The following is a 24,385-nucleotide window of genomic DNA, read 5'->3' on the forward strand; positions in this document are numbered from 1 at the left end:
CAACTATCGGACTGCGTGACGCGTCTCGCGGGTTCAGGCGGAACGCGACGCGACGCTCATCGGTAGCGCCTTGAGAGCCGTCTGCGCGTCACCTTCGCCCAACTCGTCGATGAGCGCAGCCGCCTCACGAGCCAGCGAGGCAGTGCGCTCACGTGCCTTGTCGATCGCGGGGTGACGACGCAACAGCTCAAGGGCTTCGGCGTGCTCGGCGTCATCGACCAACGGGCGCGCGAGGAGCTCCTTGAGCCGCTCGTCGGCCGGGTCGTTCGAGGCGTTGACGTAGAACGTCGGCAGGGTCGCCACGCCTTCGCGCAGATCGGTGCCGGGCATTTTGCCCAGCGTCTCGGCGTCGCTCGTGATGTCGATGATGTCGTCGGAGAGCTGGAAGACGAGGCCGACGAGTTCGCCGTATCGGCCGAGCAGGTCGATGACGCGCGCGTCGCAGCCGGAGAACATGGCGCCGTACTGCGCGGCGGCCGCGATGAGCACACCGGTCTTGTCGGCGAGCACACGCAGGTAATAGGCCATGGGGTCTTCGCCGTCAGGAGCCTGACGCTCGTCCTCGATCTGGCCTGCACACAGGCGGACGAAGGTACGCGCCTGCAGGAGCACGGCCTCGGAGCCGAGGTGAGCGACGAGCTCGGAGGCCTTGCCGAACAGCAGGTCACCGACGAGGATCGCCGTCGAGTTGCCGTAGACCGAGTTGGCGCTCGGCACCCCGCGACGCAGGTCGGATTCGTCCATGACGTCGTCGTGGTACAGCGAGGCGAGGTGCGTCAGTTCGACAGCGGCGGCGGCATCGACCACCTCGTTGCTCGCGCCCGTGCCGAGTTCGGCGGTGAGCAACGTGAGCAGCGGGCGAAAACGCTTGCCCCCGGCGTCGACGAGGTGGTGGCTCGCCTCCTTAACGAGGGGGCTGTCGTGATCGACGACCTCGTCGAGGCGGTCGTTGACGCGCACGAGACCGTCGGCGAGGCGCTGCGTCAGTTCGTCCGACGCCTCGGGCACGACCGCAGCGGCAGGGGATGTCATCGGTTCACTCTTTCGTCGTCGCTCACGCGCTGGGCGTGATGCGCGTCAGGGCGCTGTACAGGCGGTCGGTGGTGCTCGTGCCCTTCGGGTCGGCGAGGTTCGCCATGACCCGGACGACGAGCTTCATGAGGTCTTCCCGCGGCAGACCGTATGTCACGGCGAGCTTCATCAGCTGCGGGTTGCCGATGATCGTGGCGAAGTGACGCCCCAGGGTGAAGTACCCACCGAGGGCGTCCTTCATCACCTTGGGGTAGGTCTCGAGGACGCGCTCGCGGGCAGCGTCGTCATGGCGGCCACGGGTGAAGGCACTCGCGACGACCTCGCTTCCGAGGCGTGCGGCCTCCATGGCGTAGGCGATGCCTTCGCCGTTGAACGGGTTGACCATGCCGCCCGAGTCACCGACGAGCATGAGGCCGTCCGCATAATGCGGCGTCCGGTTGAAACCCATGGGCAAGGCGGCGCCGCGCAGGTCGCCGACGAGCGTCTCGTCGGTGAAGGTCCATTCGGCCGGCATCTGCGCGACCCAGCGCTTGAGCACCTCGCGGTAGTCGGTGCGCCCGAACGCCTTGGAGGTGTTGAGGATGCCGAGGCCGACGTTCGAGGTGCCGTCGCCGACGCCGAAGATCCAGCCGTAGCCCGGGAGCAGGACCTCGCGTCCGTGCTCGTCACGTCCGGGCAGCTCGAGCCAGCTCTCGAGGTAGTCGTCGTGCGTGCGGGGGCTCGTGTAGTAGCCGCGCACTGCGACGCCCATGGGGCGGTCCTCGCGCTTCTCTCGCCCGACGGCGAGCGCCAAGCGGCTCGAGTTGCCGTCAGCCGCGACGACGAGCGGGGCACGGTAGGTGGCCGTATCCCCCGTGGCACGGCCATCCTCACCGAGGAGCTTGGCCCTGACACCGACGACCTGCGAGCCCTCGCGCAGCGGCTCGGTGACATTGACACCCTGCAGGAGACGGGCACCCTTGCTCACCGCGTGACGCGCGAGGATGTCGTCGAAGTCCTGGCGGGTGCGCACGAGGCCGTAAGTCGGGAAGCCGGACGCCTCGGGCCAGTCGACCTGCAACCGCATACCGCGGCCCACGAGGCGCAGCCCCTTGTTGCGGATCCACCCCTCGCTCTCGGGGGTCGCAATGCCGAGCAGGTCGAGTTCCTTGACGGCGCGCGGCGTGAGGCCGTCACCGCAGACCTTCTCGCGCGGGAAGCGCGTCTTCTCCAGGAGCAGGACGTCGAGGCCCGCGTCCGCGATGTACGCGGCCATCGTCGAACCGCCGGGGCCGGCGCCGACGACGATGACGTCGGCGCGCTCGGATGCGTCTGCGCTGTTCACACCGGTGCCCGGCGTGAGGTTCGAGGTGTCGCTCACGCCGCCCCGCCCTTGGACTTCGGCTGGTTCTTCTGTCCCTTCGCCGCCGCAGGCTTCACCGCGCGGTGAAGCGCGACGATGCCACCCGAGAGATTGCGCCACTCGACGTCGCCCCAGCCTGCTGCCTTGATGCGCGTGGCGAGTTCACGCTGCGCCGGCCAGGCCTGAATGGACTCGGCGAGATAGACGTAGCTCTCCGGGTTGGAGCTGACGGCGCGCGCCACCGGCGGGAGCGCCTGCATGAGGTACTCGCCGTAGATCTTGCGGAAGGCACCGTTCGTCGGCTGGCTGAACTCGCAGATGAGGAGGGTTCCACCGGGCTTCGTCACGCGGGCGTACTCGGCGAGGGCGCCGTCGACATCGACGACGTTGCGCAGGCCGAAGCTCATCGTCACCGCGTCGAACGAGGCGTCGGCGAACGGCAGCTTCGTCGCGTCCGCGGCGGTGAAGGCCATGTCGGCGCGGCGCTTCTTGCCCTCGCGCAGCATGCCGAGGCTGAAGTCGGCGGGCACGACGTGCGCTCCCGCGGCTTCGAAGGGCTCCGACGACGTGCCGGTTCCGGCGGCGATGTCGAGCACGACCTGACCGGGCCGGGGAGCCAGCGCCTTGAGCACCTGCTTGCGCCAGCGACGGTCCTGACCGAGGGAGAGCACGTCGTTCATGAGGTCGTAGCGTGCCGCCACGTCGTCGAACATGCGCGCCACGTCGGAGGGTCGCTTGTCCAGGCCTGCTCGATTCATGCCTGCATTCTCGCACCCGTCACCGCTTGGGCCGAAGCGCGCCTTAGGCTGGTCCATTGTGAACGAAGCCCGTCCCGCCGCCACGCCGCGTCTGCGCGTACGCACGTACGAGCTCACCGACCCCGGTGACCTCGTCGGCCTCATCCCCGCAGGGCGCCCCGCGGAGGACGTCATGTCCTGGGTTCGGCGCGAGGAAGGGCTCGTGGGCTGGGGACGCGCGGCAGCCGTTTCCACCTCCGGCGACGCTCGCTTCGCCGACGCCGAGGAGTGGTGGGACGCCCTCGTCGCCGCAGCCGACGTCGTCGACGAGGTAGAACGACCGGGCACCGGCCTCGTCGGCTTCGGCTCGTTCAGCTTCCGCAACTCTTCCGACGAAGGCGCTGCGCTCGTCGTGCCGGAGATGATCGTCGGTCGGCGTGACGGCCACGCGTGGCTGACGACGATCAACCGCACCACCGACCAGTTGCCGGAGGTGAAGCCCGCCGAGGCACCCACCGGCGTGGAGCGCACCGACGGGGCGCTGTCGCCGGCGCAGTGGCGCGGCGCTGTCGGAGACGCCATCGAGTACATCCGCGCCGGACGCATCGACAAGGTCGTCCTCGCGCGCGACGAGATCCACACCGCCGACGCCGACATCGACCCGCGCTGGCTCCTGGCCCGCCTGTCCACCGCCTACCGCGACACGTGGGCGTTCGCCGTCGACGGGCTCGTCGGCGGCACGCCGGAGCTGCTCGTGCGCTCGGACAAGGGCCTCGTCACCTCGCGTGTGCTCGCCGGAACGATCCGGCGCACCGGTTCCGACGACCATGACCTGGCTCTAGCGGCGAGCCTCGCGCGCAGTTCGAAGGACCTCGTCGAGCACGAGTTCGCCGTGCGTTCGGTGGAGGCCGCGCTGCGGCCGCACTGCTCGTCGATGAACGTGCCCGACGCTCCCTTCGTGCTGCACCTGCCGAACGTCATGCACCTCGCGACGGACGTCTCCGGGGCTCTCACCGACGGCGCGTCGTCGCTCACGCTCGCGGCGTCACTGCACCCCTCGGCCGCCGTCTGCGGTACGCCGACGCGCGAGGCCGCCCTCGTCATCGACGAGCTGGAACACATGGACCGCGGCCGGTACGCCGGGCCCGTCGGGTGGATCGACGCGCGCGGTGACGGCGAGTGGGGCATTGCCCTGCGCAGCGGCCAGATCGACATCGAGAACCCGTGCCGCATCCGCCTGTTCGCCGGCTGCGGCATCGTCGAGGGCTCGGATCCGGTGAGCGAGGTGGCCGAGTCGGTCGCCAAACTCGCACCGATGCGCGAAGCGCTGCGCTGATCGCCGCTACCGTCGAGGGATGAAGCAACTCCTCGTCATCACACACGCCCCGACGCCTGCCACCGTTGCGTTGCGCGACGCCGTGCTCGCGGGTGCGAGCGATCCCGAGTTCTTCGCCGACGAGGTCGACGTGCACGCCGTGGCAGCCCTCGAGGCCACCGATCCGCAGCTCTACCTCGACGCCGACGGCTACCTCTTCGGCACGCCCGTGAACTTCGGCTACATCTCGGGCGCACTCAAGCACAGCTTCGACTCGACGTACGACGACCTGCTCGAGGAGGTGGCGCGCCGCCCCTTCTCCTACTGGGTTCACGGACGCAGCGACGCCACCGGCGCGCGTCGTGCCCTCGACGCCATCACCACCGGGCTCGACCTTCGTCTGGTCGCCGAACCGTACGAACGCCTCGGCGAACTGAGCGACGTCGACCTCGCCGAGGCCCGCGAGTTCGGCGCCACCGTCGCCGCCAACCTCATCGCCTGACGCACACCGAGCGCGTCCGGGCCGGCGCTCAGCGACGCTCGAACCGCGTCGGCATCTCCTCGGCACCGGCAACGGCCTCGACGGCGGCGGCCACGAGATTGCGGCGGCCGAGACGCTCACCGCTGCGATCGACCGTCACCTCGACCACCTGGACGTCCGGCCGCGGGTTCGAGACGAGATCGATGAGGTGCTCACGCGAGGTGGCCCGGGTGTACTCGACGCCGCGCGCCTGGCACACCAGCTCGAGATCGGCGCCCGTCGGCGTACCGAAGACGCGCTCGAAGTGCTCGGCGAACTCCGGCCGCCCCTGTTCGAGGGTGCCGAAGATGCCCCCGCCGTTGTCGTTGATGACAACGATGGTGAGATCGGGGCGTGGCTCGCCGGGGCCGAGCAGCAACCCGTTGCTGTCGTGCAGGAACGTGAGGTCCCCCATGAGGGCGAAGCTCGGCCGCCCGTGCGCGAGTGCGATGCCCATGGCCGTCGAGACGAGCCCGTCGATTCCGGACAGGCCACGGTTGCCGACCGCGGACACCTTGCGAGCGATCTGCTGCGGGTTACGCCCGAGGTCGAGGTCGCGCGCCGTGTTCGACGAACCCACGAGCAGCGCCGAGTCGGCCGGCAGGTGCTGCACGACGGTCGACGTCGCGGACATTCCGGAGGGCCACGAGTCAGCGACGAGCGGCCCGACGACCTGGGTGAGACGATGGCCCGCCATCCGCCACGCGCTGGCCCAGCGACGGTCGGCGCATGCCGAGACCAACTCGTGCGAACGGGCGATCGTGGCCCACTCGTGGACCCGCTGGACGACGTGTGAGGGGTCGGCCCACGCGTTCGATCCGGTGACGATCTCGACCGTCACCTCGGGGTTGCGCAGCAGCAGGGCGACGTCACGCGAGAGCGTCATGCGGCCCGCGACGAGCACGCGTTCCGGCAGGTGCTTGTCCAGCCAGTCGTGGCAGGCGAGGATGAGCGAACCGTGCGGCATCGCGCGGCCACGGTGGTAGTCACCGAACGGCTCGGCGATGACGGGCCAACCGGCGGCGTCCGCGAGTTCGGCGATCTCCGCGCTCATGCGCGGGTCGGGCAGGTCGCCCATGAGGACGAGGGTGCGCGGCACCGGGGCGATGCCCGGCCCGTCCGCCACGGCGACGCGGGAGGCGGGGGCTCGCAACTGCAGCCACGGGCGTCCACGATCGCGGCCCTCGAGGGACTCTGGCCACGTCCCGTCGTCGGAGGTTTCGGGGGTGAGCGGCTCACGGAACGGCAGGTTGAGGTGGACCGGTCCGGCGTCGCCGGTGGGCACTCCCACGGCGTGCGCGACCGCACGACCGATGACCGAGCGCCACACGGTGTTCTGCCCCTCACGCTCGGCGGGCGTGGCGAACTCGTGGAACCAGCGCGTGGCCTGACCGAAGATCTTGACCTGATCCGTCGTCTGGTTGGCACCTGTGTCACGCAGCTCTGCGGGACGGTCGGCCGACATGACGATCATCGGCACCTGCGCGTGGTGCGCTTCGAGGACGGCCGGGTGGAGGTTCGCGACGGCCGTGCCGCTCGTCGTGATGACCGGCACCGGGTTACGTGAGATCTTCGCGAGTCCGAGGGCGAGGAAGCCGGCCGAACGCTCGTCGATGCGCACATGGAGGCGCAACTTCTTCGCGGCGTCGGCCCGCGCCACCGCGTAGGCGAGCGGCGCGGAACGTGAGCCGGGCGCGAGGACGACGTCGGTGATGCCCAGGCGCACGAGTTCGTCGACGAGGACGGTGGCCATAGCGGTCGAAGGATTCACCGGGCCAGTCTCGCGCACCCCGCCGCCGAAGGCCACACGTGCCAGGGTGTGACGGACACTCGGGTGGGCCCGGTCCTGCCCGCTCCCGGGTGGGAGTGTGCGGTGGGCCCGACCCTGACAGGGCCGTTAGCCTGACCGACGTGAGCACCCTCAACGACCTCCCCGCCCCGAGCGGCGAGCAATGGACCATCGCGGCGCACGGCTACGAGGCAACCGTTGTCGAGGTGGGTGGTGGTCTGCGCCGCCTGACCCACGACAAGCGTGACCTCGTCTTCGGTTATGCCGTCGAGGCAATGGCGGACGCCGCGCGGGGACACGTCCTCACGCCGTGGCCCAACCGAATCGACGGCGGACGGTACTCGTTCGACGGCGAGAATTACCTCCTGGCGCACACCGAACCGGGGCTGGCGAACGCCTCGCACGGTCTCGTGCAGTGGCTCGCCTGGGATCTCGTGGAGCGCTCGACCCACCGGCTAACCGTCGGCGTCACCCTCCATCCCCAGCCCGGCTGGGCGTGGACCCTGCGCGTCGAGATGACCTACTCGCTCGACCCCGACGGCCTGACGGTCACCCCGAACGTCACGAACCTGTCGTCCACCGCGTGCCCGTTCGGGTTCGGAGCGCACCCGTACCTCACCGCGGGTGAGTCCTCGCTCGACGACGCCGCCCTGACGCTCGACGTCGCCACGCAGCTCACCGTCGACGAGCGACTCATCCCGACCGGGCGCGAGACGAGCACCCACGATTTCTCCGGCGGGCTCCCGCTCGAGGGGGTCTCACTCGACACGTGCTTCACGGACATCCGCGTCACCGACGGCCGCTGGCGGGCGTCGGTCACGAACGGCTCGCGCACGACGACACTGTGGGCCGACGCGAGTGCGTACCGCTACGTCCAGACCTTCACCGGCGATGGCCTGCCCGAACCGAAGAACCGCCGTTCCGGGCTCGCCGTCGAACCGATGACATGCCCCGCAAACGCCTTCAACACCGGGGAGGGCCTGCTCACCCTCGCGCCCGGCGAGACGTGGAGCGCCCCGTTCGGCATCACCGGCGCCTGAAACTCGATGTTGAGCGGTGAGCGCGGCACGGGTACCGCCCACACCGCTCAACATCGAACCCCGATGGACGCCGCGGATGCCGATGCCGCCCGCGGCGACTACCGTGGTGAGAGTGCCTCGATCTGCCCGTAGTTTCGCCGACGACCTGAGGGGCCGCGCGGACGACGACCTCGCGGCGCTCCTTCTCGCCCGGCCCGATCTGGCGCGCCCGGCACCCGCCGACATCACGTCGCTTGCCGCGCGGGCCTCCACGCGCGCCAGCGTCCAGCGCGCTCTCGAACACCTCGACGCGCGCCTCCTCCACCTCGTGGAAGCGCTGCTCGTCGTCGGCGCCGAGGGCGCTCCTTCGGCGCTCGGTGCGTCACGTTCCGCCGTCGACGACGGTATCCGCGAGCTGTGGCACCAGGCTCTCGTCTGGCGCTCTCCCGACGGGTGGCGCACCGCCCGAGCTGTCGGCGAAACCCTCACGCACCCAGCAGGATTGGGACGAAGCGCGAGCGATCTTGACGTACGACTGGACGACCTTGCCGTCGGCTCCGAGGGCGACTTCGACGCCGTGACACGGGCCTACAACGCGCTCTCACCGCGTGCTCAGGCCGTCATCGACCAACTCCGGTGGACATCCGCACGCGGCTCGTTCACCACGCAGACCCTGCGCGATGTGCGCCGCGAACTCGTCGGTGCCGGCCTCATGGTGGCCGTCGACGGCGAGCGCGGCAGCGACGCCGTCATCCCGCGTGAGGTCGGGCTCGCGCTGCGTGGCGGGCGTCTGTACCGCGAGGCGTGGGCTCCCCCGACCGCCGAGATGACCCACGTCGAGCAGGCGAGTGCCGACGACGCGGCGGCCGGCGCCGTGCTCGATCTATTGTGGCGTCTCGACGAGGTCGTCGCCGCCTGGGACGCCCAACCGCCCCGCGTGCTGCGCACCGGAGGCGTCGCCGTACGCGACCACCGACGCACGGCCGTAGCGATCGACAGTTCGAGCGATCTGACGGCGTTCGTCCTCGAACTCTCCTACGCCGCAGGCCTTCTCGCTCCCGACGGGGAGGTCGATCCGCTGTGGCGGCCCACCGAGTTCTACGACGAGTGGGCCACGTGGACTCCTGCCCGTCGCTGGGCCCATCTGGCGTTCGCGTGGCGCGACACCACGCGCGCCGCGAGCCTCGCCGGTCAGACGATCGACGGCACTCTCGTCAACGTCCTCGGCAAGGACGCCTCGTGGCCGCTCATGCGGGCTCGCCGCGCCGACGTCCTCGCCACGCTCGCCGCGCTCGAGGCAGGCAGCGCCCCGACCACCGAACAGGTCGACGCCCTGCTGCGCTGGAAACGACCTCTGCGCCTTCCCGAGGGAGCCCCCACCCGCGCCGACGACGTGTCGCGCGAGGCCGGCTGGCTCGGCGTGACGGGCCGCTCGGCCCTCACCTCCGCCGGTCGAGCGCTCCTCGCGGTGCCGAGCGACGACTCCGTCCCGACGAGCGAGGCGAACCTCGAGTCCGTCGCCGCCCTCATGGCCGCCTCCATGCCCCAGCCTGTCTCGCAGGTCATGCTCCAGGGCGACCTCACCGCTATTGCGCCAGGGCCTCTCACGGAAGAGGTCGCGACGTTCATGCGCCGCAGCGCCGACGTCGAATCACGTGGCGGCGCAACGGTCTTCCGGTTCACCGAGAGCAGCATCCGACGGTTGCTCGACCACGGCGTCTCCTCGGGCGAAGCGCTCGAGGCCCTCCGGCGTCACTCGATGACACCGGTCCCCCAGGCGCTCGAGTACCTTCTCGGCGACGTCGCGCGTCGATACGGCCATCTGCGCGTCGGCTCCGTCGGTTCGTACGTGCGCAGCGACGACGAGGGATCGCTCGACGCCCTCGTCGCTGACTCGTCGCTCGCCTCGCTCCAGCTACGCCGCATCGCTCCGACCGTGTGCGTCTCGCCCCTGCCCGCCTCGACGCTGCTCGACGTTCTGCGTGAGCACCGTCACGCGCCGGTTGCCGAGACCTCGGACGGTGGCGTCGTCGTGCGCACCGAAGAGGTGAAGCGCTCCCCCACGCCCGGGCGCCGCAGCACGCCAGTTCGTGTTGTCCGCCTCGACGGTGACGAAGCGACGGCCATGACGCAGCGCATGCGGGAGGCGGAGAAGAGCGCCGTGCGCCCCTCGCAGCACGACGAGCGCACGCGCATCCCCTCGTCCGACCCGACGGTCACACTCACCTCCTTGCAGGACGCTGCCGCCGATCGGGCTCCCGTCTGGATCGGTTATGTCGATGCCTCGGGCGACATCAAGCGCGCCCTCTTCCGGCCGACGAGCGTCTCGGGTGGGCGCGTCGTCGGGCAGATCGGCGACAACACGACGACCACCCGCTCGTTCTCCATCCACCGCATCACCGGGGTGGCACCGGCGTGAGCGAGCCGATCGAGACGTGCCTCGTCGTCGTCACCCGGACCCTCGAGGGCCGCACGCACCTCGCGCTCGGGGAGAAGCTGCGCGGGTTCGGCCAGGGCCGCATGGTCGTGCCGGGCGGCAAGGTCGATCCGGGTGAAACACCTCGCCGAGCGGCCGCGCGGGAGCTGTTCGAGGAGACGTCGCTTCGTGTGAACGATGCCGATCTGGACGCGCGGGGCGTCGTCACCTTCGCCTTCCCGGACGGCGGCGGGGTCGACATGCGCGTGCACGTCTTCGTCACCGAGGCGGCCGCGGGCGAACCGAAGGACTCGGACGAACTGCTCGTCACGTGGGTGCCCGTCGACGCTCTGCCCACGAGCCGTATGTGGCCGGACAACGTCCACTGGCTCCCTGCGGCGCTTGCTGGTGGCTTCGACGAGGCCACCTTCACCTACGCCGCGGACGGCGCGACCCTCGCCAGTCACACCGGAATCTGAACGCGGGTCCTTCGTCCCAGATACCTGGGGCCGAGGACGATGATCGCAACACCGGCGAGGAGCAGCGCTCCTCCGGCGAACGCCGAGACAGACGGCACCTCCCCGAGGAACAGCCACCCGGCGAGGAAGCCGACGACCGGCACGAGCAGAGTGAACGGTGCGACGTTCGAAGCCGGGTAGTGGCCCATGAGGCCGTTCCAGATCGTGTAACCCACCAGGCTTGCGAGGACGACGGTGTAGGCGGTCGAGGCGACCGCTGCGCCTCCGAAGTGCTGGAGCCCTTCGGCCATGCGGTCCGGACCTTCGATGACGAAGGACAGCGCGAACAAGGGCAGCGGCACGAAGAGGCTGCCCCACACCGTCAGGCCGAGGCCGGACGCGCCGGCGCACCGCCGGGCTGCGACGTTCCCCGCGCCCCAACTCAGCGCACCGGCGAGACAGAGCATCACCCCGACGAGTGGCGTCGCGCCCGATCGCCCGGAGGCCACGAGGACGAGACCGGCCAGAGCCACACCCATGCCGACGAGCTGGATCGCCTTCGGTCGCTCCTTGAGCAGAGCCGCCGCGATGACGACGGTGAAGAGCGCCTGGGCCTGGAGGATGAGTGAGGCCATCCCGGAGGCGAGACCGGCGGCCATGGCCGAGTAGAGGAAACCGAACTGCCCCGCCGACATGAGCAGGCCCACCGGGGCGAGGTCGCGCCAGGCCACCTTCGGGCGCGGTACGACGGCGATGAACGGCACGATGCAACTGAAGCGAATGGCCGCGAACAGCAGCGGCGGCACGCCCTCGAGGCCTTCGTGGATGACGACGAAGTTGACGCCCCAGATGAGCACGACGAGAAGTGCGTGGGCGATGTGGCGGGGCGTCATGGGGCTATTCGACCGCGCGGGAGCCCTGCCGGACGAATGCGCGTCCACCTGCGTGGACGGCTGCGCCCCGAGGGTGGCATGGGCGAGGCCCGCCCCGGCGTGCGGAGCGGGCCTCGTCGTCGGCTCGCGGCGGACGAGCAAACCGTGTCGATCAGAAAATGCGAACGCGCTCTTCCTCGTCGATCCACATACCGTCACCGGGCTTCACGTCGAACGCCTCGACGAACTCGGTGAGGTTGCGAGCGGCGTTGGCGCGCACATCCATCGGCGAGTGCGGGTCGATGGCGAGCAGGCGCTTGGCCTCGGCCTCACGCGCGACGCCGCTCCACACCTGTGCCCAGCCGAGGAAGAAGCGCTGCGCGCCGGTGAAGCCCTCCAGCACGGGCGCAGGGGCTTCTTCGCAGGCGATCGTGTACGCCTTGTAGCCGATCGTCAGGCCGCCGAGGTCGCCGATGTTCTCGCCGACGGTGAGACCACCGTTGATCTTGACGCCCGGTGCGTCACGCGTCTCGTACTGGGAGAACTGCTCGATGAGCTTCTTCGCCAGGGCGTCGAACCGCTCGCGGTCGCCCTCGGTCCACCAGTCGACGAGTTCGCCGTCGCCGTTGAAGCGCGAACCCTGATCGTCGAAACCGTGGCCGAGCTCGTGCCCGATGACGGCGCCGATGCCGCCGTAGTTGACGGCGTCGTCGGCGTCCACGTCGAAGAACGGCGGCTGCAGGATGGCGGCCGGGAAGACGACCTCGTTCATCATCGGGTGGTAGTACGCGTTGACCGTCTGCGGGCTCATGAGCCACTCGGTGCGATCGATCGGGCCGCCGATCTTGGCGAGCTGGTAGTCGGTCTCGAACGACGCCGAACGCTTGACGTTGCCGACGAGATCATCGGCGAGGATCTGCAGTTCGGAGAAGTCACGCCACTTGTCGGGGTAGCCGATCTTGGGCGTGAACCGGTCGAGCTTCTCGAGGGCCTTGGCCTGCGTCTCCTCGCTCATCCACGCGCTCTCGCGGAAGCTGCGGCGGAAGGCCTCGACGAGGTTGTCGACGAGTTCGACCATGCGCTCCTTGGCCTTGGGCGGGAAGTGGCGCTCGACGTAGAGCTTGCCCGCCTCCTCGCCGAGCACGCCCTCGACGAGGCCGACGCCGCGCTTCCAGCGCTCACGCAGCTGCGGCGTTCCCGACAGGGCGCGGCCCGCGAAGTCGAAGCGCTCCTCGACGATGTCGTCGGTGAGGTAGCTGGCGAACGACGTCACGAGGTGCCACGTCATCCACGCCTTCCAGTCCTCGACGTCACGCTCGTCGAACAACTCGCCCAGGGCCTCGAAGTAGCTCGGCTGGCCGACGACGACATTCGCGAACGCGCCGTCCGGCACGACCTGACCCTCGAGCCACGCGTCGATGTCGAACGCGCCGAAGAGGTCACGCAGTTCCTCGAGCGAGAAGCGGTTGTAGCTCTTGACGGCGTCGCGGGTGGAGACGTTGTCCCAGTGGTGCTTCGCGAGGGCCTTCTCGAGCTCGTAGACGCGCGGGGCGACCTCGTCGGCGTTCTCGACGCCCACGAGCGTCAGGAGACGTTCCATGTGAGCGGTGTACTTGTCGCGAATCTCGGCGTACTGCTCCTCGCGGTAGTAGGCCTCGTCGGGAAGGCCCAGGCCGCTCTGGCCGAGGTAGACGATGTACTCGTCGCTGTTCTTCGCATCGGCGCTGACGTAGAAGCCGAACAGGCCGCCCATGCCGTAGCGCTCGAGGTGGCCGAGCAGCATGAGCAGGTCACGCTTGTCGGTGAGGCCGGCGATGACGGCGAGGTCCTCGAGGATCGGCGACGTTCCGAGGGTGGCGATGCGCTTGGTGTCCATGAACGAGCGGTAGAGGTCGCCGACCTTCTGCGTGGCGGGCCCCGCGTCCGTTCCGTCGTTCTCGGCGGCCTCGGCCTTGCCCGCAGCTTCCTCGATGATGTCGCGCATGGCCTTCTCACTCGCCTCGCGCAGCATGTCGAAGGCGCCGTAGCGCGATTTGTCCTCGGGAATCGGGTGGTTGGCCACCCACGTGTTGTTGACGTGCGCGAACAGGTCGTCCTGCGGGCGCACGTCCGGGTCGAAGCTGGTCACGTCCAGGCCGGAGTTGATCTTGCTCGTCATGCCCCTACCTTCTCACCCCGCGCTGACAGCGAACGCCGCCGCGAGTTCGAGGACCCACGGCGACGTTCGGCAGGAAGGAGGTTCGAGCCTCAGCGCGCCGGCTCGGCGACGTCGTCGTCGAGGTCGACGATGCCCGGCAGCGCGTTGGGGTCGTCCCGCACCTCCTTGGGGTTGGTCTCGGGTAGGAAGAACGCCCCGACGGCGGTGAGTACGCCGAGGAGCACCATGTAGGCCGCGATGCCGTTCGTGCTGCCCGTCTTCTCGATGACGGTCGCCATGATCATCGGCGTCGGACCGGCGAGCGCGATCGCGGACAGCTGGTAGGCCAGCGACATGCCCGAGTAGCGCATCTTGGGGTGGAAGATCTCACCGAGGTACGCCGCCAGCGGTCCGTAGATCGAGGACTGGAAGAAGCTCGTGATGAACGAACCGACGGCGAACAACGCGAGGCTCTTCGTGTTCATGAGCGCGAAATACGGGAAGATCGACAGCGCCAGACCGATGCCGGACCACAGCACGACGGGCTTGCGGCCGACCCTGTCCGACAGAGCACCCGCGAACAGGATGACCGGGATGTTGAACAACGAGATGACGAGCATGATCGCCAGCAGCGAGTCACGCGACATGCCCAGGTCGCTGGAGGCATAGCTCAACGAACCGACGATGCCGACGTAGAACATCGCGTTCGTGCCGCCCATCATGAGACAGCCGAGCAGGATGCGCTTCCAGCCCTTCTTGACCACCTCGAACACCGGTGCCTGCTTGCCGACCTGAGCAGCGCGCTTGGCTGCGCGCTCCTGGAGCACCTTGAACTCGGCCGAGTCCTCGACCCGCTTGTGGATGAACAGGCCCAGCGGGAACAGCACGGCGCTGAGGAGGAACGGGATGCGCCAGCCCCAGTCGAGGAAGGCCTTGGCCGAGACGAAGTGCGAGACCGTGAGGAAGGCGAGGTTGCCCAGGATGACGCCGATCGGCACACCCATCTGCCCGAAGGTTCCCGCGTAGCCGCGCTTCTTCGGGCCTTCGGATTCGGTGAGCAGCAGGATGATGCCGCCCCACTGACCACCCGCCGCGAGGCCCTGCACGAAGCGCAGGAGCACGAGGAGGATCGGCGCTGCGACACCGATCGTCGCGGCGGTCGGCAGGAGGCCGATGCCGAACGTCGCGATTCCCATGGCGAAGATGCAGAAGACGACGACGGGCTTGCGCCCGATCTTGTCGCCGTAGTGCCCAGCGAGGATGCCTCCGAGCGGGCGGGCGAGGAAGGCCGCCCAGAAGGTGCCGAAGGAGAGCAGCGTACCCGTCAGGGCCGAGCTGTCCGGGAAGAAGATGTGCGGGAAGACGAGTGCGGCGGCGGTACCGAAGATGAAGAAGTCGTACCACTCGATCGAACTGCTCAGCAGACTCGAGATGAGCAGTTGGCGACGCCGTCTCGCAGGGATGGCTTGGACGGCGTCGCTCACGGCTGCCGAGGTGTCGGCCATGGGAACTCCTTCAATGACGTTGAGGCGCGGGGCGATTCGAGCGCGAGCGGAGTCGCACGGGCGTTCACCAAATGTGTCCTGTGCCACATTGCAGGGTCAATAGTCGTTGCCGATTTGTTACCAACTGACCAACTGTCAATAGCGGGTGCGCGGCGGCGGCTCGGGCCGGGCGCGCTCCCCCACCCAAGGCCGGAATGGCCCCGCGCCCCTCGTCGTTAGGCTGAGAGAACCCAGACATCCGGCGAAAGGGCCATCACGTGCCGAACGGCGCACTCATCGTCCAGAGTGACCGCACGATCCTGCTCGAAGTCGACCACGAGAATGCCGAGGCGGCCCGCCGGGCCATTGCGCCGTTCGCCGAGTTGGAGCGCGCGCCGGAGCACGTGCACACCTACCGCGTCACGCCGCTCGGCCTCTGGAACGCTCGCGCTGCCGGCCTCGACGCCGAAACCGTCGTCGACGCGCTCATCACGCACAGCCGTTTCCCCGTGCCGCAGTCCCTCCTGCTCGACGTGGCCGAGACGATGGATCGCTACGGGCGCCTCGTGCTCGAGAAGGACGGCGAACAGCTCGTCCTGCACTCCACGGACAAGCCCGTGCTCGAAGAGGTGCTGCGCCACAAGAAGATCAAGCCCCTCGTCGGCGAACGCCTCGACGAGCTGACGGTCGTCGTCCACCCGAGCGAGCGAGGCGCGATCAAGCAGGAGCTCATCAAGGTCGGCTGGCCCGCGGAGGACCGCGCGGGCTTCGTCGATGGCGAGGCCCACCCGATCGAGCTCGACACCTCCGGCTGGCAGCTGCGTCCCTACCAGGCGCAGGCCGTGGACGGCTTCTGGGACGGCGGCAGCGGCGTCGTCGTCCTGCCGTGCGGTGCCGGCAAGACGCTCGTCGGCGCGGGCGCGATGGCGAAGGCCAAGGCGACGACGCTCATCCTCGTGACGAACACCGTCAGCGCCCGCCAGTGGCGCGACGAACTCCTCAAGCGCACCTCGCTCACCGAGGACGAGATCGGCGAGTACTCCGGCGCGCGCAAGGAGATCCGCCCGGTGACGATCGCGACGTACCAGGTGCTCACGCTCAAGCGGAAGGGCGTCTACCCGCACCTCGAACTGCTCGACGCGCGCGACTGGGGCCTCGTCGTCTACGACGAGGTCCATCTGCTGCCCGCGCCGATCTTCCGTATGACGGCCGACCTCCAGGCCCGCCGCCGCCTCGGCCTGACGGCCACGCTCGTGCGCGAGGACAACCGTGAGGACGACGTGTTCTCCCTCATCGGCCCCAAGCGTTACGACGCGCCGTGGAAGGACATCGAGAGCCAGGGCTACATCGCGCCGGCCGACTGCGTGGAGGTGCGCGTCGGCCTGTCCGACGCCGACCGCATGGCCTACGCGACGACGGAGCCCGACGAGCGGTACCGCTTCGCGTCCTGCGCAACGGTGAAGGACCCGGTGGTCGAGCGCATCGTCACGCAGCACGAGGGCGCACCGACGCTCGTCATCGGGCAGTACCTCGACCAGCTCGAGACGATCGCGAACCGTCTGGACGCCGACCTCATCACCGGCGAGACGTCCGTCGCGGTGCGCCAGAAGTTGTTCCAGCAGTTCCGCGACGGCGAGATCACGAAGCTCGTGGTCTCCAAGGTGGCGAACTTCTCGATCGATCTGCCGGAGGCGAGCGTCGCCGTGCAGATCTCCGGAACGTTCGGTTCACGTCAGGAGGAGGCCCAGCGCCTCGGGCGCGTGCTGCGACCGAAGGCGGACGGGCGCACGGCGCACTTCTATTCGATCGTCACGCGCGACACCGTGGATGCCGACTTCGCCGCCCACCGACAGCGCTTCCTCGCCGAGCAGGGCTACGCCTACCGCATCGTCGACGAGAGCGACATCTGAGGTCAGCTGCGCCAACGCTTTCGCCGCGCCTGCACGGTGTTGATGACCGTCAGGACGCTGACGCCGAAAGTGCAGGTTGTGCGCGATATTTCATGCACAACCTGCACTTTTCCGCATCACCTGACGGTGACGACGGGTTGTCCACAGGGTCTCTGCGGCGCCCACGTTCGTGCAGCCACAGTGGTGGCATGGACCTTCCGCCGGGCGCTCCCCTGACGACCGCCGCCCTCACTGCGCTGGGGTACGACGCCCACGCGCGCCGACGCCTCTGTTCCAGTGGGCAGCTGCGACGCATCACCCACGGCGTCTATGTCGTCGCCGAAGCTGCGCCTGCGACGTTCGCCGAACAGCGGAGGCAGTACCTCCAGCGGGCGGGCGCCCTCATGGCGGCACTCCCCGGCACGTATCTCGTCGGCCCGAGCGCCTGTCTGGCACAAAATCTCCCGCTGCTGAACCCACCGTCAGCCATTCATCTGTCCCGGGAGCGACAGCTCCACTCGAACCGAGCGGGCGTCGTTTCGCGTCGTCCGTGGCCGCATTCCGTCGAGCCGGTCGACGGCCTCATGACGCAGCAGGCGACGGCGGCCGTCATCGAGGTCGCGGCACTCGAGGGGACGTTGGCCGGTCTCGTTCCCGCCGACGTCGCCGCACGCCGCGGCCTCCTGCTCGACACCGATGCGCTCCTCGACGCCTGGGGCCGACGCAGGGGCAGCGCCCACGCCCGAGCGGCATTGGCCCTCGCGGACGGTCGACGCGAGTCGGTGCTCGAGACACGGGTCGCGTGGGCGGCTGCGCTCGAAGGCATCGCCCTCGACCCGCAACTGCGAGTCCTCGACGAACGCGGAGGGTTCGTCGCCCGAGCGGACTTCGTCGTGCGCGGGCATCGCGTCATCGTCGAGGTCGACGGGTTGGGCAAGTACCGTCACGACGGCGACCTACGGGCGGAGACGCTTCGTCAGAGCGACCTGGAACGTCTCGGGTGGGTCGTCGTGAGGATCATGGCGAGAGACATCGACGCCGGCCGGGTGGGCGCGCTCCTGCGCGACGCCATCCGTCACGCCGACGCGCTCTTCGGCCCGTCAGCTGCCTGACGCCGAAAGTGCAGGTTGTGCACGATATTTCATGCACAACCTGCACTTTTCCGCATCAACTGACGCAGGGGTCAGGCCGCTTCGGCGTTCCCTCGCCCGCGACGCACGTACGCCCAACCCATGAAGCCGAGCACGATGCCGGCGACGCAGGTCCACGGCCACCAGTGCCGGTCGCCCTCATGAAGGGCCGGCACGAGCAGCGTCACGACGAGCGCGAGCGCCCACACGGCGATGCCACCGAGGATGACCCGGGCGGTGTCGAGGTGAAGCGGTTGCGGCTTCGGAATGACGGTGTCGCCGCCGGTGAAGAACCGCTCGTAGGGCGACTCCTCAGGCGGGGGCGCACCCTCCTGCGGCAGACGGACGCCGGCCTCGTACGACATGGAGACCTCGGCGCGCTCGCGCATCTCCCGCGCGCGCTCCACCGAACGGGGCGTCGCGCCGTCCGGGCGCGGTTCGCGCGCACGACGGGAGGGGTCTGGTGTCACGGCGTCCAGCCTAGTTCACGGCCTGGAGCGCCCACCCCTCGGCGCCGAACACGGGCACGCTGCCGCACGAAATACCATCAGTGCCATGTCGAGCACACCCATGACTGCCCAGCCCGGGGGCGCACCGTCCGGCGCACTGGACCGCTACTTCAAGATCACCGAGCGCGGTTCCACCGTCGGTCGCGAGATCCGCGGCGGTCTGGTCACGTTCTTCACGATGGCTTACATCATCGTGCTCAACCCGCTCATCATCGGCACCCAGGCCGACTCGACGGGTCACTACATCGGAGGCGGCACCGAGCCGAACCTCGCCGCCGTCGCCGCCGTGACGGCCCTCGTCGCCGGCCTCATGAGCATCCTCATGGGCAGCGTCGCCAAGTTCCCCATCGCCATCGCCACCGGCCTCGGCCTCAACGCGTTCCTCGCGTTCTCCGTCGCCAAGATCCCCGGCATGACATGGAACGACGCGATGGGCCTCGTCGTCATCGAGGGATTCATCATCTTCCTGCTCGTCGTGAGCGGGTTCCGCAAGGCGCTGTTCGCCGCCATCCCCCGTTCGCTCAAGACCGCCATCTCGGTGGGTATCGGCCTGTTCATCTGCCTCGTCGCGCTTCATGACGCGGGCTTCAACTCCGCCGGTGGCGGCTTCCTCCAGCTCGGCCCGACGGGCAACCTGCAGGGCTGGCCGGTGCTCGTCTTCATCATCGGCGTGCTCCTCATCGCGGCGCTCATGGCGCGTCGCGTGCACGGTGCCATGCTCATCGGCATCATCGCTATGACGGCGCTGGCGCTCGTCATCGAGGGCGTCGCGGACCTGGGCGCGAAGGGTGAGAAGAACCCGACGGGCTGGTCGCTCACCATTCCGTCGATGCCGAAGGATCTGCTCACGGCCCCCGACTTCTCGATCATCGGCGACTTCTCCCTGACGGGTGCGTTCGCGAAGGTCGGCGCCATCTCCGCCATCCTCATCATCTTCACGCTCGTGCTCGGCGCGTTCTTCGACCTCATGGGAGCGATGTACGCGGTCGGCGCGGAAGGTGACCTGCTCGACGAGAACGGCGTTCCGGAGCACTCCGAGCGCATCATGGTGGTCGACTCGATCGCCGCGATGGCCGGTGGTGCGGGTTCGATCAGTTCGAACACGGCGTTCATCGAGTCGGCCTCGGGTGTGGGCGAGGGTGCCCGTACGGGTCTCGCATCCATCGTGACGGGCACGATGTTCCTGCTCGCGACGTTCCTGTCGCCGGTCGTCGGGATGGTGCCGTCGGAGGCTGCGGCCCCGGCGCTGGTCATCGTCGGCTACCTCATGATGACGCAGGCCACCGACATCGACTGGAAGAACATGGAGATTGGCCTGCCGGCCTTCCTCACGATGGCGCTCATGCCGTTCACGTACTCCATCGCGGTGGGTATCGGAGCAGGCTTCATCAGCTACGTGCTCATCAAGCTCGTCAAGGGCAAGCCGAAGGACGTGCACCCGCTCATGTACGTCGTGGCCGCGATGTTCGTCGTCTACTTCGCCATCGACCCGATCAAGCAGTTGCTCGGCGTGAGCTGAGCCTCCGACCAGCAATCGGACCCGCGACCTCAAGCTAGGAGGTCGCGGGTTCGATACGTCCGGGACGCGCACCCACCTATTCTCTGCCGAGGTTACTGACCGCTACCCCCAGGACGGTGGCCTGCAAGCGCTCGACGGCCGCGAGCCGCACTCCTCGTGCCGTGGCATCGTCGTCGAGCGCCGTGACGACATCGACCGGTCGCGCGCTTCGCGCCACTTCGGCGCGCACGGCAGCGGCCACCTGCTTCGCCCACGGTCCGGTCACGACGACCTTCGACGGATCAGCCCACCCGACGAGCGAGGCCACCACGGCCGACACAGCCACTGCGAGTGCCTGAAGCACCGAGCCATCCGATGCCGTCACCTCGAGCAGACGCTCCACATCGACAGCGCTCGAACCAGGCTGACGCAGCCCGAGCCGCGCGAACACCTCGGTGAAGGGGATCGCCGGGCCGTCCGGCCCCGGGACGACCATGTGCCCGATCTCCCCGGCGAGACCGCGACCGCCTCGCAACACACGGCCGTCCTCGACGATCGCAGCGCCCAGCCCCTCACCGAGATGGATGAGCCCGACACACCCTTCCTCGACGAGCGTGTTCGCGGCCCAGTTGACGTCGTTGTCGACGATGACGTCGTCACACAGGTCAGCCAGCGCCGCGCGAGCGTCGAGTTCGCCAACAAGGAACGGCTCGTCGGGGAGCTGCACCGCCCGCCCAGTGTGCCGGTCGACAGGATCAGCCACCGAGACGGCAGCGCACCGCACGGGTACGAGGCCGTCTCGCGAAACTTGGGCCAAGAGATCCTTGGCCACTCGAGTCAGTCGCTGCTCGTGTGGGCCGTCGACGGAGCGGGCACGGGCAATTTCGTCACCGTGGATGTCGACCACGGCGCCACTGACCCCGACCGGCGCCACGACGAGCGCGAGCGCCGCCCCCACCTGCGGCGCGAGACGCACGATCGCCGTCGACCGTCCGCGCCCGGACGTGCGTTCCCCCGTTTCCTCGACCAGGCCCGCAGCGACGAGACGTGACACCGACGTCGCGGCGGTGGGGCGTGAGAGGCCCGCGGATTCGGCCAGTGACGCACGCGTCGCCTCCCGCTCGTGCACCAACACCGTGAGCACTCGACGATCGGTCGACGCTCGGACGAGGTGGGGGCCGGTGTCAGTCACCCCTGAATCGTAAACCCTCTTTACAAAAGCGAGGGGGGCGCCTTAGATTGACGACACCTAGTTTGTAAACCTCCTTTACGAAAGGATCGCGGTGACGATGTCGCCTGCCCCCGAGGCCAGGGAGCTTCCCCACTGGCAGTCCACGCCCGACGACCTGCGTGGGGCGATCAAAGAGATCAAGGCCGCACTGCGCGCACGCGTCGAGGCGTCGGGACGCACGGTCGAAGAGGTCTTCGAGGTCGTCGAGAAGCGCGTCGCGGACCAGGTCGAAGAACTCAAGGAGATGAAGGCGCGCGGCGAGAACCCATGGCCGGTCGTGCGGTACGAAGACCTCCTCGACGATTCGAAGCGCGACACCCTGCGCGAGCAGATCCGCCGCCGCGGGTGCGCCGTGATCAAGGGGCACTTCCCCCGTGAACAGGCCCTGGAGTGGGATGCCGAGATCGTCGACTACGTCGAGAAGAACGCCTTCTTCGAGAACTACCGCGGCCCCGGGGACGACTTCTTCGGCACTGTCGGTTCGAAGCCTGAGATCTACCCGATCTACTGGGGCAAGCCGCAGATGCAAGCCCGCCAGAGTGAACGGATGGCAACCGTCCAAGCCTTCCTCAACAGCGTCTGGACCAGCGAGTCCGACGGGCAGCAGTGGTTCGACCCGAACCGCGATTCGCTCTACCCGGACCGCATCCGCCGTCGCCCTCCGGGCGCGGACTCCGCCGGCCTCGGAGCACACCTCGACCCGGGAACGCTCGACCTGTGGATGACCGAGGAGTACCAGAGGCACTTCGCGCCACTCTTCGACGGTCGCCCCGAGGAATACGATCCCTGGGACGCCGCTCACCGCACGTCGGGGCCGCAGTACCCCGGTTCGACGATGTGCTCGGCCTTCCGCACGTTCCAGGGCTGGACGGCGCTGTCGGACATGAAGAACGACCAGGGCGTCCTGCAGAGCGTGCCCATCCCCGAGGCGATGGCTTACCTCATGCTTCGACCGCTCGTCGAGGACGTACCTGACGACGACATGTGCGGCGTCACCGTCGGTCAGGTCTTCCCGTGCAACTGGAAGTGGCACCCTCACCTCATGGAGGCTCTGTCGGTCATCCCCGACGTCGAAGCCGGCGACTCGGTCTGGTGGCACTGCGACATGGTGCACGCCGTCGAAGACGTGACCAACCAGGAGGGCTGGGGCAACGTCATGTACATCCCCGCCGCCCCGTGGTGCCCGCGCAACGAGGCGTACAGCGCCAGTGTTCGCGAGGCCTTCGCAACGGGCGCCAGCCCGAGCGATTTCCCCGACGAGAACTACGAGGTCGACTGGGAGGGACGCTTCACCGAAGCAGAGCTCAACGAGATCGGACGCCGCGGCCTCGGCCTCGCATGACGGCGCACTCCTGCGCGTGAAGGCCGTGGCTCATCGCACGTGAGCCACGGCCTTCACGCGCCGCGCGCACACCGATGAGCGCACCTTCCCTTTTGCCCGCCCAGCGGCAATGCTGGGGCCATGCCAGCACCAGCAACCACCGTCGTCCTGTTCGGCGCCACCGGCGACCTCGCTCGACGCAAGCTCCTTCCCGGGCTGCTCCACCTGTTCGCTAGCGACCTGTGTGACGACCTGCGCGTCGTCGGGACGTCGCTCGAGGATTTCGACACGGAGTCGTTCCGCGAGTTCGCGCGCACCGCCATCGCCGAGTTCTCCTCCCACCCGGTCACCGACCAGCAGTGGGACGACTTCGACGACCGCCTCACCTTCGTCCGCTCCGACGCAGGCCCGGACGCCCTACGCAAGGCCGTCGAAGAGGCCGAGTCGCACTTCCCGCAGGGCAGCCAGCGCCTGCACTACCTCAGCGTCCCGCCGAAGGCCGCCCTCTCCGTCCTCGCCGAGCTGCACCAGGCGGGGCTCGTCGAGCGCAGCCGCGTCATCATGGAAAAGCCCTTCGGCACCGACCTCGCGAGCGCGAAGAAGCTCAACGCCGCGGTTCACGAGTACTTCGACGAGAGCCAGATCTTCCGCATCGACCACTTCCTCGGCAAGGAGGCGGCGCTCAACATCCTGGCTTTCCGCTTCGCGAACGGCCTGTTCGAGCCGATCTGGCACCGCAACAACATCGACCACGTGCAGATCGACGTGCCCGAGACGCTCGGCCTCGAGACGCGTGCCGAGTTCTACGAGTCCACCGGCGCCTACCGCGACATGGTCGTCACGCACCTCTTCCAGGTGCTCGCGTTCACCGCGATGGAACCGCCGACGTCACTCGAGCCTGATGCCATCACCGAGGAGAAGAACAAGGTCTTCCGCTCGATGATGCCGCTCAACCCCGAGGATGTCGTGCGCGGGCAGTACCTCGGCTACCGTGACATGAAGGGCGTCGGCCCCGAGAGCGAGACCGAGACGTTCATCGCGCTCAAGTGCTACATCGACAACTGGCGTTGGGCCGGCGTGCCGTTCTACCTGCGGACCGGCAAGAAGATGGCCGAGGGCGCACGCATCATCTCGATCGCCTTCAAGGAGCCCCCGAAGTCGATGTTCCCGAGCGGATCGGGCGTCGGTCAGCACGGCCCCGACCACCTGACGTTCGACCTCGCCGACAAGGCCCGCATGTCGCTCAGCTTTTACGGCAAGCGCCCCGGGCCGGGCTTCCGCCTCGACAAGCTGTCGATGCAGTTCGCCATGGGCGACACCGACTGGGCTGGAGGCGCACTCGAGGCGTACGAGCGTCTCATCTACGACGCCATCCGCGGCGACCACACCCTGTTCACGACGGCCGACGGCATCGAGCGCCTGTGGGAGGTCAGCCAGCTGCTGCTCGACAACCCGCCGCCGGTGCGCCCGTACGACCCGGGCACTTACGGCCCCAACCAGATCCACCAGCTCATCGCACCCCGGGGCTGGCGTCTGCCGTTCGAGCGCAAGTGGCGCGAGCCCACCGTCTGACGCACCGTGCGAGCATGACGAAGGCCGCTCACCTCACGAGGTGAGCGGCCTTCGTCATGGGCCGGGTTCTCGGACACAAGAAGGGAAGAAACCTTCCCGTCGTGTGCGTAAGCG

Annotated in this window: 19 protein-coding genes; 10 read left to right on the plus strand and 9 right to left on the minus strand. The window is 68.7% G+C overall.

What is annotated here, in order from left to right; genetic code table 11:
• Positions 1-33 precede the first annotated feature (33 nt).
• Genes IM689_RS00625 through IM689_RS00635 form a run of 3 tightly spaced genes read right to left on the minus strand, consistent with a single transcriptional unit; the run spans position 34 to position 3,132 of the window.
• Positions 34-1,032: a polyprenyl synthetase family protein gene (locus IM689_RS00625; protein ID WP_193642465.1), complete on the minus strand. Its 999-nt coding sequence runs from the start codon at positions 1,030-1,032 to the stop codon at positions 34-36.
• A 22-nt stretch (positions 1,033-1,054) separates the two neighbouring features.
• Positions 1,055-2,392, minus strand: coding sequence for a geranylgeranyl reductase family protein (locus IM689_RS00630; RefSeq protein WP_193642466.1), 1,338 nt, complete (start codon positions 2,390-2,392; stop codon positions 1,055-1,057).
• The gene (locus IM689_RS00635; protein ID WP_047310441.1) at positions 2,389-3,132 is read right to left on the minus strand and encodes a demethylmenaquinone methyltransferase; all 744 of its coding nucleotides are present in this window, start codon (positions 3,130-3,132) and stop codon (positions 2,389-2,391) included. Before IM689_RS00635 ends, IM689_RS00630 begins: the two co-directional genes overlap by 4 nt.
• 58 nt (positions 3,133-3,190) lie before the next feature.
• On the opposite strand from IM689_RS00635, the gene IM689_RS00640 reads away from it, so the two are divergent.
• Positions 3,191-4,447, plus strand: coding sequence for an isochorismate synthase (locus IM689_RS00640; RefSeq protein ID WP_240730142.1), 1,257 nt, complete (start codon positions 3,191-3,193; stop codon positions 4,445-4,447).
• 19 nt (positions 4,448-4,466) lie between these two features.
• Positions 4,467-4,928, plus strand: a complete 462-nt coding sequence (locus IM689_RS00645; RefSeq protein WP_118912283.1) for a flavodoxin — start codon at positions 4,467-4,469, stop codon at positions 4,926-4,928.
• Positions 4,929-4,956: 28 nt separating this feature from the next.
• Here the strand turns inward: IM689_RS00645 and menD are convergent, their stop codons facing one another.
• A complete protein-coding gene (menD, locus tag IM689_RS00650; protein ID WP_319803743.1) occupies positions 4,957-6,717 on the minus strand; it encodes a 2-succinyl-5-enolpyruvyl-6-hydroxy-3-cyclohexene-1-carboxylic-acid synthase in 1,761 nt (586 codons plus the stop codon).
• 140 nt (positions 6,718-6,857) lie between these two features.
• On the opposite strand from menD, the gene IM689_RS00655 reads away from it, so the two are divergent.
• The 3 genes from IM689_RS00655 (at position 6,858) to IM689_RS00665 (ending at position 10,649) form a co-directional block, all read left to right on the plus strand.
• Positions 6,858-7,775: an aldose 1-epimerase family protein gene (locus tag IM689_RS00655; protein WP_319803744.1), complete on the plus strand. Its 918-nt coding sequence runs from the start codon at positions 6,858-6,860 to the stop codon at positions 7,773-7,775.
• Positions 7,776-7,887: 112 nt separating this feature from the next.
• Complete coding sequence (locus tag IM689_RS00660; RefSeq protein WP_319803745.1) at positions 7,888-10,173, plus strand: helicase-associated domain-containing protein; 2,286 nt, start codon at positions 7,888-7,890, stop codon at positions 10,171-10,173.
• The gene (locus IM689_RS00665) at positions 10,170-10,649 is read left to right on the plus strand and encodes an 8-oxo-dGTP diphosphatase (protein ID WP_193642469.1); all 480 of its coding nucleotides are present in this window, start codon (positions 10,170-10,172) and stop codon (positions 10,647-10,649) included. Before IM689_RS00660 ends, IM689_RS00665 begins: the two co-directional genes overlap by 4 nt.
• Here IM689_RS00665 and IM689_RS00670 read toward each other — a convergent pair.
• From IM689_RS00670 to IM689_RS00680, 3 genes are all read right to left on the minus strand, one after another.
• Entirely contained in the window at positions 10,634-11,521 is an 888-nt protein-coding gene (locus IM689_RS00670; RefSeq protein ID WP_193642470.1) for an EamA family transporter, read from the minus strand. The genes IM689_RS00665 and IM689_RS00670 overlap by 16 nt on opposite strands.
• 151 nt (positions 11,522-11,672) lie before the next feature.
• On the minus strand, positions 11,673-13,658 hold the full coding sequence (locus tag IM689_RS00675) for a M13 family metallopeptidase (protein ID WP_193642471.1): 1,986 nt from the start codon (positions 13,656-13,658) through the stop codon (positions 11,673-11,675).
• Between the two features lie 89 nt (positions 13,659-13,747).
• Positions 13,748-15,142 carry an MFS transporter gene (locus tag IM689_RS00680; RefSeq protein ID WP_193642472.1) on the minus strand — a complete coding sequence of 465 codons (1,395 nt, stop codon included), beginning with the start codon at positions 15,140-15,142 and terminating at the stop codon, positions 13,748-13,750.
• 257 nt (positions 15,143-15,399) lie between these two features.
• Between IM689_RS00680 and IM689_RS00685 the strand changes: the two genes are divergently transcribed.
• Both IM689_RS00685 and IM689_RS00690 read left to right on the plus strand, forming a co-directional pair.
• On the plus strand, positions 15,400-17,031 hold the full coding sequence (locus IM689_RS00685; RefSeq protein WP_193642473.1) for a DNA repair helicase XPB: 1,632 nt from the start codon (positions 15,400-15,402) through the stop codon (positions 17,029-17,031).
• 188 nt (positions 17,032-17,219) lie between these two features.
• Entirely contained in the window at positions 17,220-18,122 is a 903-nt protein-coding gene (locus tag IM689_RS00690) for an AbiEi antitoxin N-terminal domain-containing protein (protein WP_193642474.1), read from the plus strand.
• Positions 18,123-18,193: 71 nt separating this feature from the next.
• Here the strand turns inward: IM689_RS00690 and IM689_RS00695 are convergent, their stop codons facing one another.
• Positions 18,194-18,610: a DUF2530 domain-containing protein gene (locus IM689_RS00695; RefSeq protein WP_231579496.1), complete on the minus strand. Its 417-nt coding sequence runs from the start codon at positions 18,608-18,610 to the stop codon at positions 18,194-18,196.
• Between the two features lie 85 nt (positions 18,611-18,695).
• On the opposite strand from IM689_RS00695, the gene IM689_RS00700 reads away from it, so the two are divergent.
• A complete protein-coding gene (locus IM689_RS00700; RefSeq protein WP_047310449.1) occupies positions 18,696-20,168 on the plus strand; it encodes an NCS2 family permease in 1,473 nt (490 codons plus the stop codon).
• 76 nt (positions 20,169-20,244) lie between these two features.
• Here the strand turns inward: IM689_RS00700 and IM689_RS00705 are convergent, their stop codons facing one another.
• Complete coding sequence (locus IM689_RS00705) at positions 20,245-21,339, minus strand: ROK family transcriptional regulator (RefSeq protein ID WP_193642475.1); 1,095 nt, start codon at positions 21,337-21,339, stop codon at positions 20,245-20,247.
• Positions 21,340-21,436: 97 nt separating this feature from the next.
• Between IM689_RS00705 and IM689_RS00710 the strand changes: the two genes are divergently transcribed.
• Positions 21,437-22,720 carry a DUF1479 domain-containing protein gene (locus tag IM689_RS00710; RefSeq protein ID WP_193642822.1) on the plus strand — a complete coding sequence of 428 codons (1,284 nt, stop codon included), beginning with the start codon at positions 21,437-21,439 and terminating at the stop codon, positions 22,718-22,720.
• A gap of 120 nt (positions 22,721-22,840) precedes the next feature.
• Positions 22,841-24,271 carry a glucose-6-phosphate dehydrogenase gene (zwf, locus tag IM689_RS00715; RefSeq protein ID WP_193642476.1) on the plus strand — a complete coding sequence of 477 codons (1,431 nt, stop codon included), beginning with the start codon at positions 22,841-22,843 and terminating at the stop codon, positions 24,269-24,271.
• Positions 24,272-24,385 lie beyond the last annotated feature (114 nt).

The sequence above is a fragment of the Dermacoccus barathri genome (assembly GCF_015070805.1).
Classification (GTDB): Bacteria; Actinomycetota; Actinomycetes; order Actinomycetales; family Dermatophilaceae; genus Dermacoccus; species Dermacoccus abyssi.

Coding starts and splice junctions, on each gene's coding strand:
- IM689_RS00645 (WP_118912283.1), top strand. CDS start 4,467: ATGAAGCAACTCCTCGTCATCACACACGCCCCGACGCCTGCCACCGTT.
- IM689_RS00670 (WP_193642470.1), bottom strand. CDS start 11,521: ATGACGCCCCGCCACATCGCCCACGCACTTCTCGTCGTGCTCATCTGG.
- IM689_RS00635 (WP_047310441.1), bottom strand. CDS start 3,132: ATGAATCGAGCAGGCCTGGACAAGCGACCCTCCGACGTGGCGCGCATG.
- IM689_RS00625 (WP_193642465.1), bottom strand. CDS start 1,032: ATGACATCCCCTGCCGCTGCGGTCGTGCCCGAGGCGTCGGACGAACTG.
- IM689_RS00700 (WP_047310449.1), top strand. CDS start 18,696: ATGTCGAGCACACCCATGACTGCCCAGCCCGGGGGCGCACCGTCCGGC.
- zwf (WP_193642476.1), top strand. CDS start 22,841: ATGCCAGCACCAGCAACCACCGTCGTCCTGTTCGGCGCCACCGGCGAC.
- IM689_RS00680 (WP_193642472.1), bottom strand. CDS start 15,142: ATGGCCGACACCTCGGCAGCCGTGAGCGACGCCGTCCAAGCCATCCCT.
- IM689_RS00710 (WP_193642822.1), top strand. CDS start 21,437: ATGTCGCCTGCCCCCGAGGCCAGGGAGCTTCCCCACTGGCAGTCCACG.
- IM689_RS00690 (WP_193642474.1), top strand. CDS start 17,220: ATGGACCTTCCGCCGGGCGCTCCCCTGACGACCGCCGCCCTCACTGCG.
- IM689_RS00675 (WP_193642471.1), bottom strand. CDS start 13,658: ATGACGAGCAAGATCAACTCCGGCCTGGACGTGACCAGCTTCGACCCG.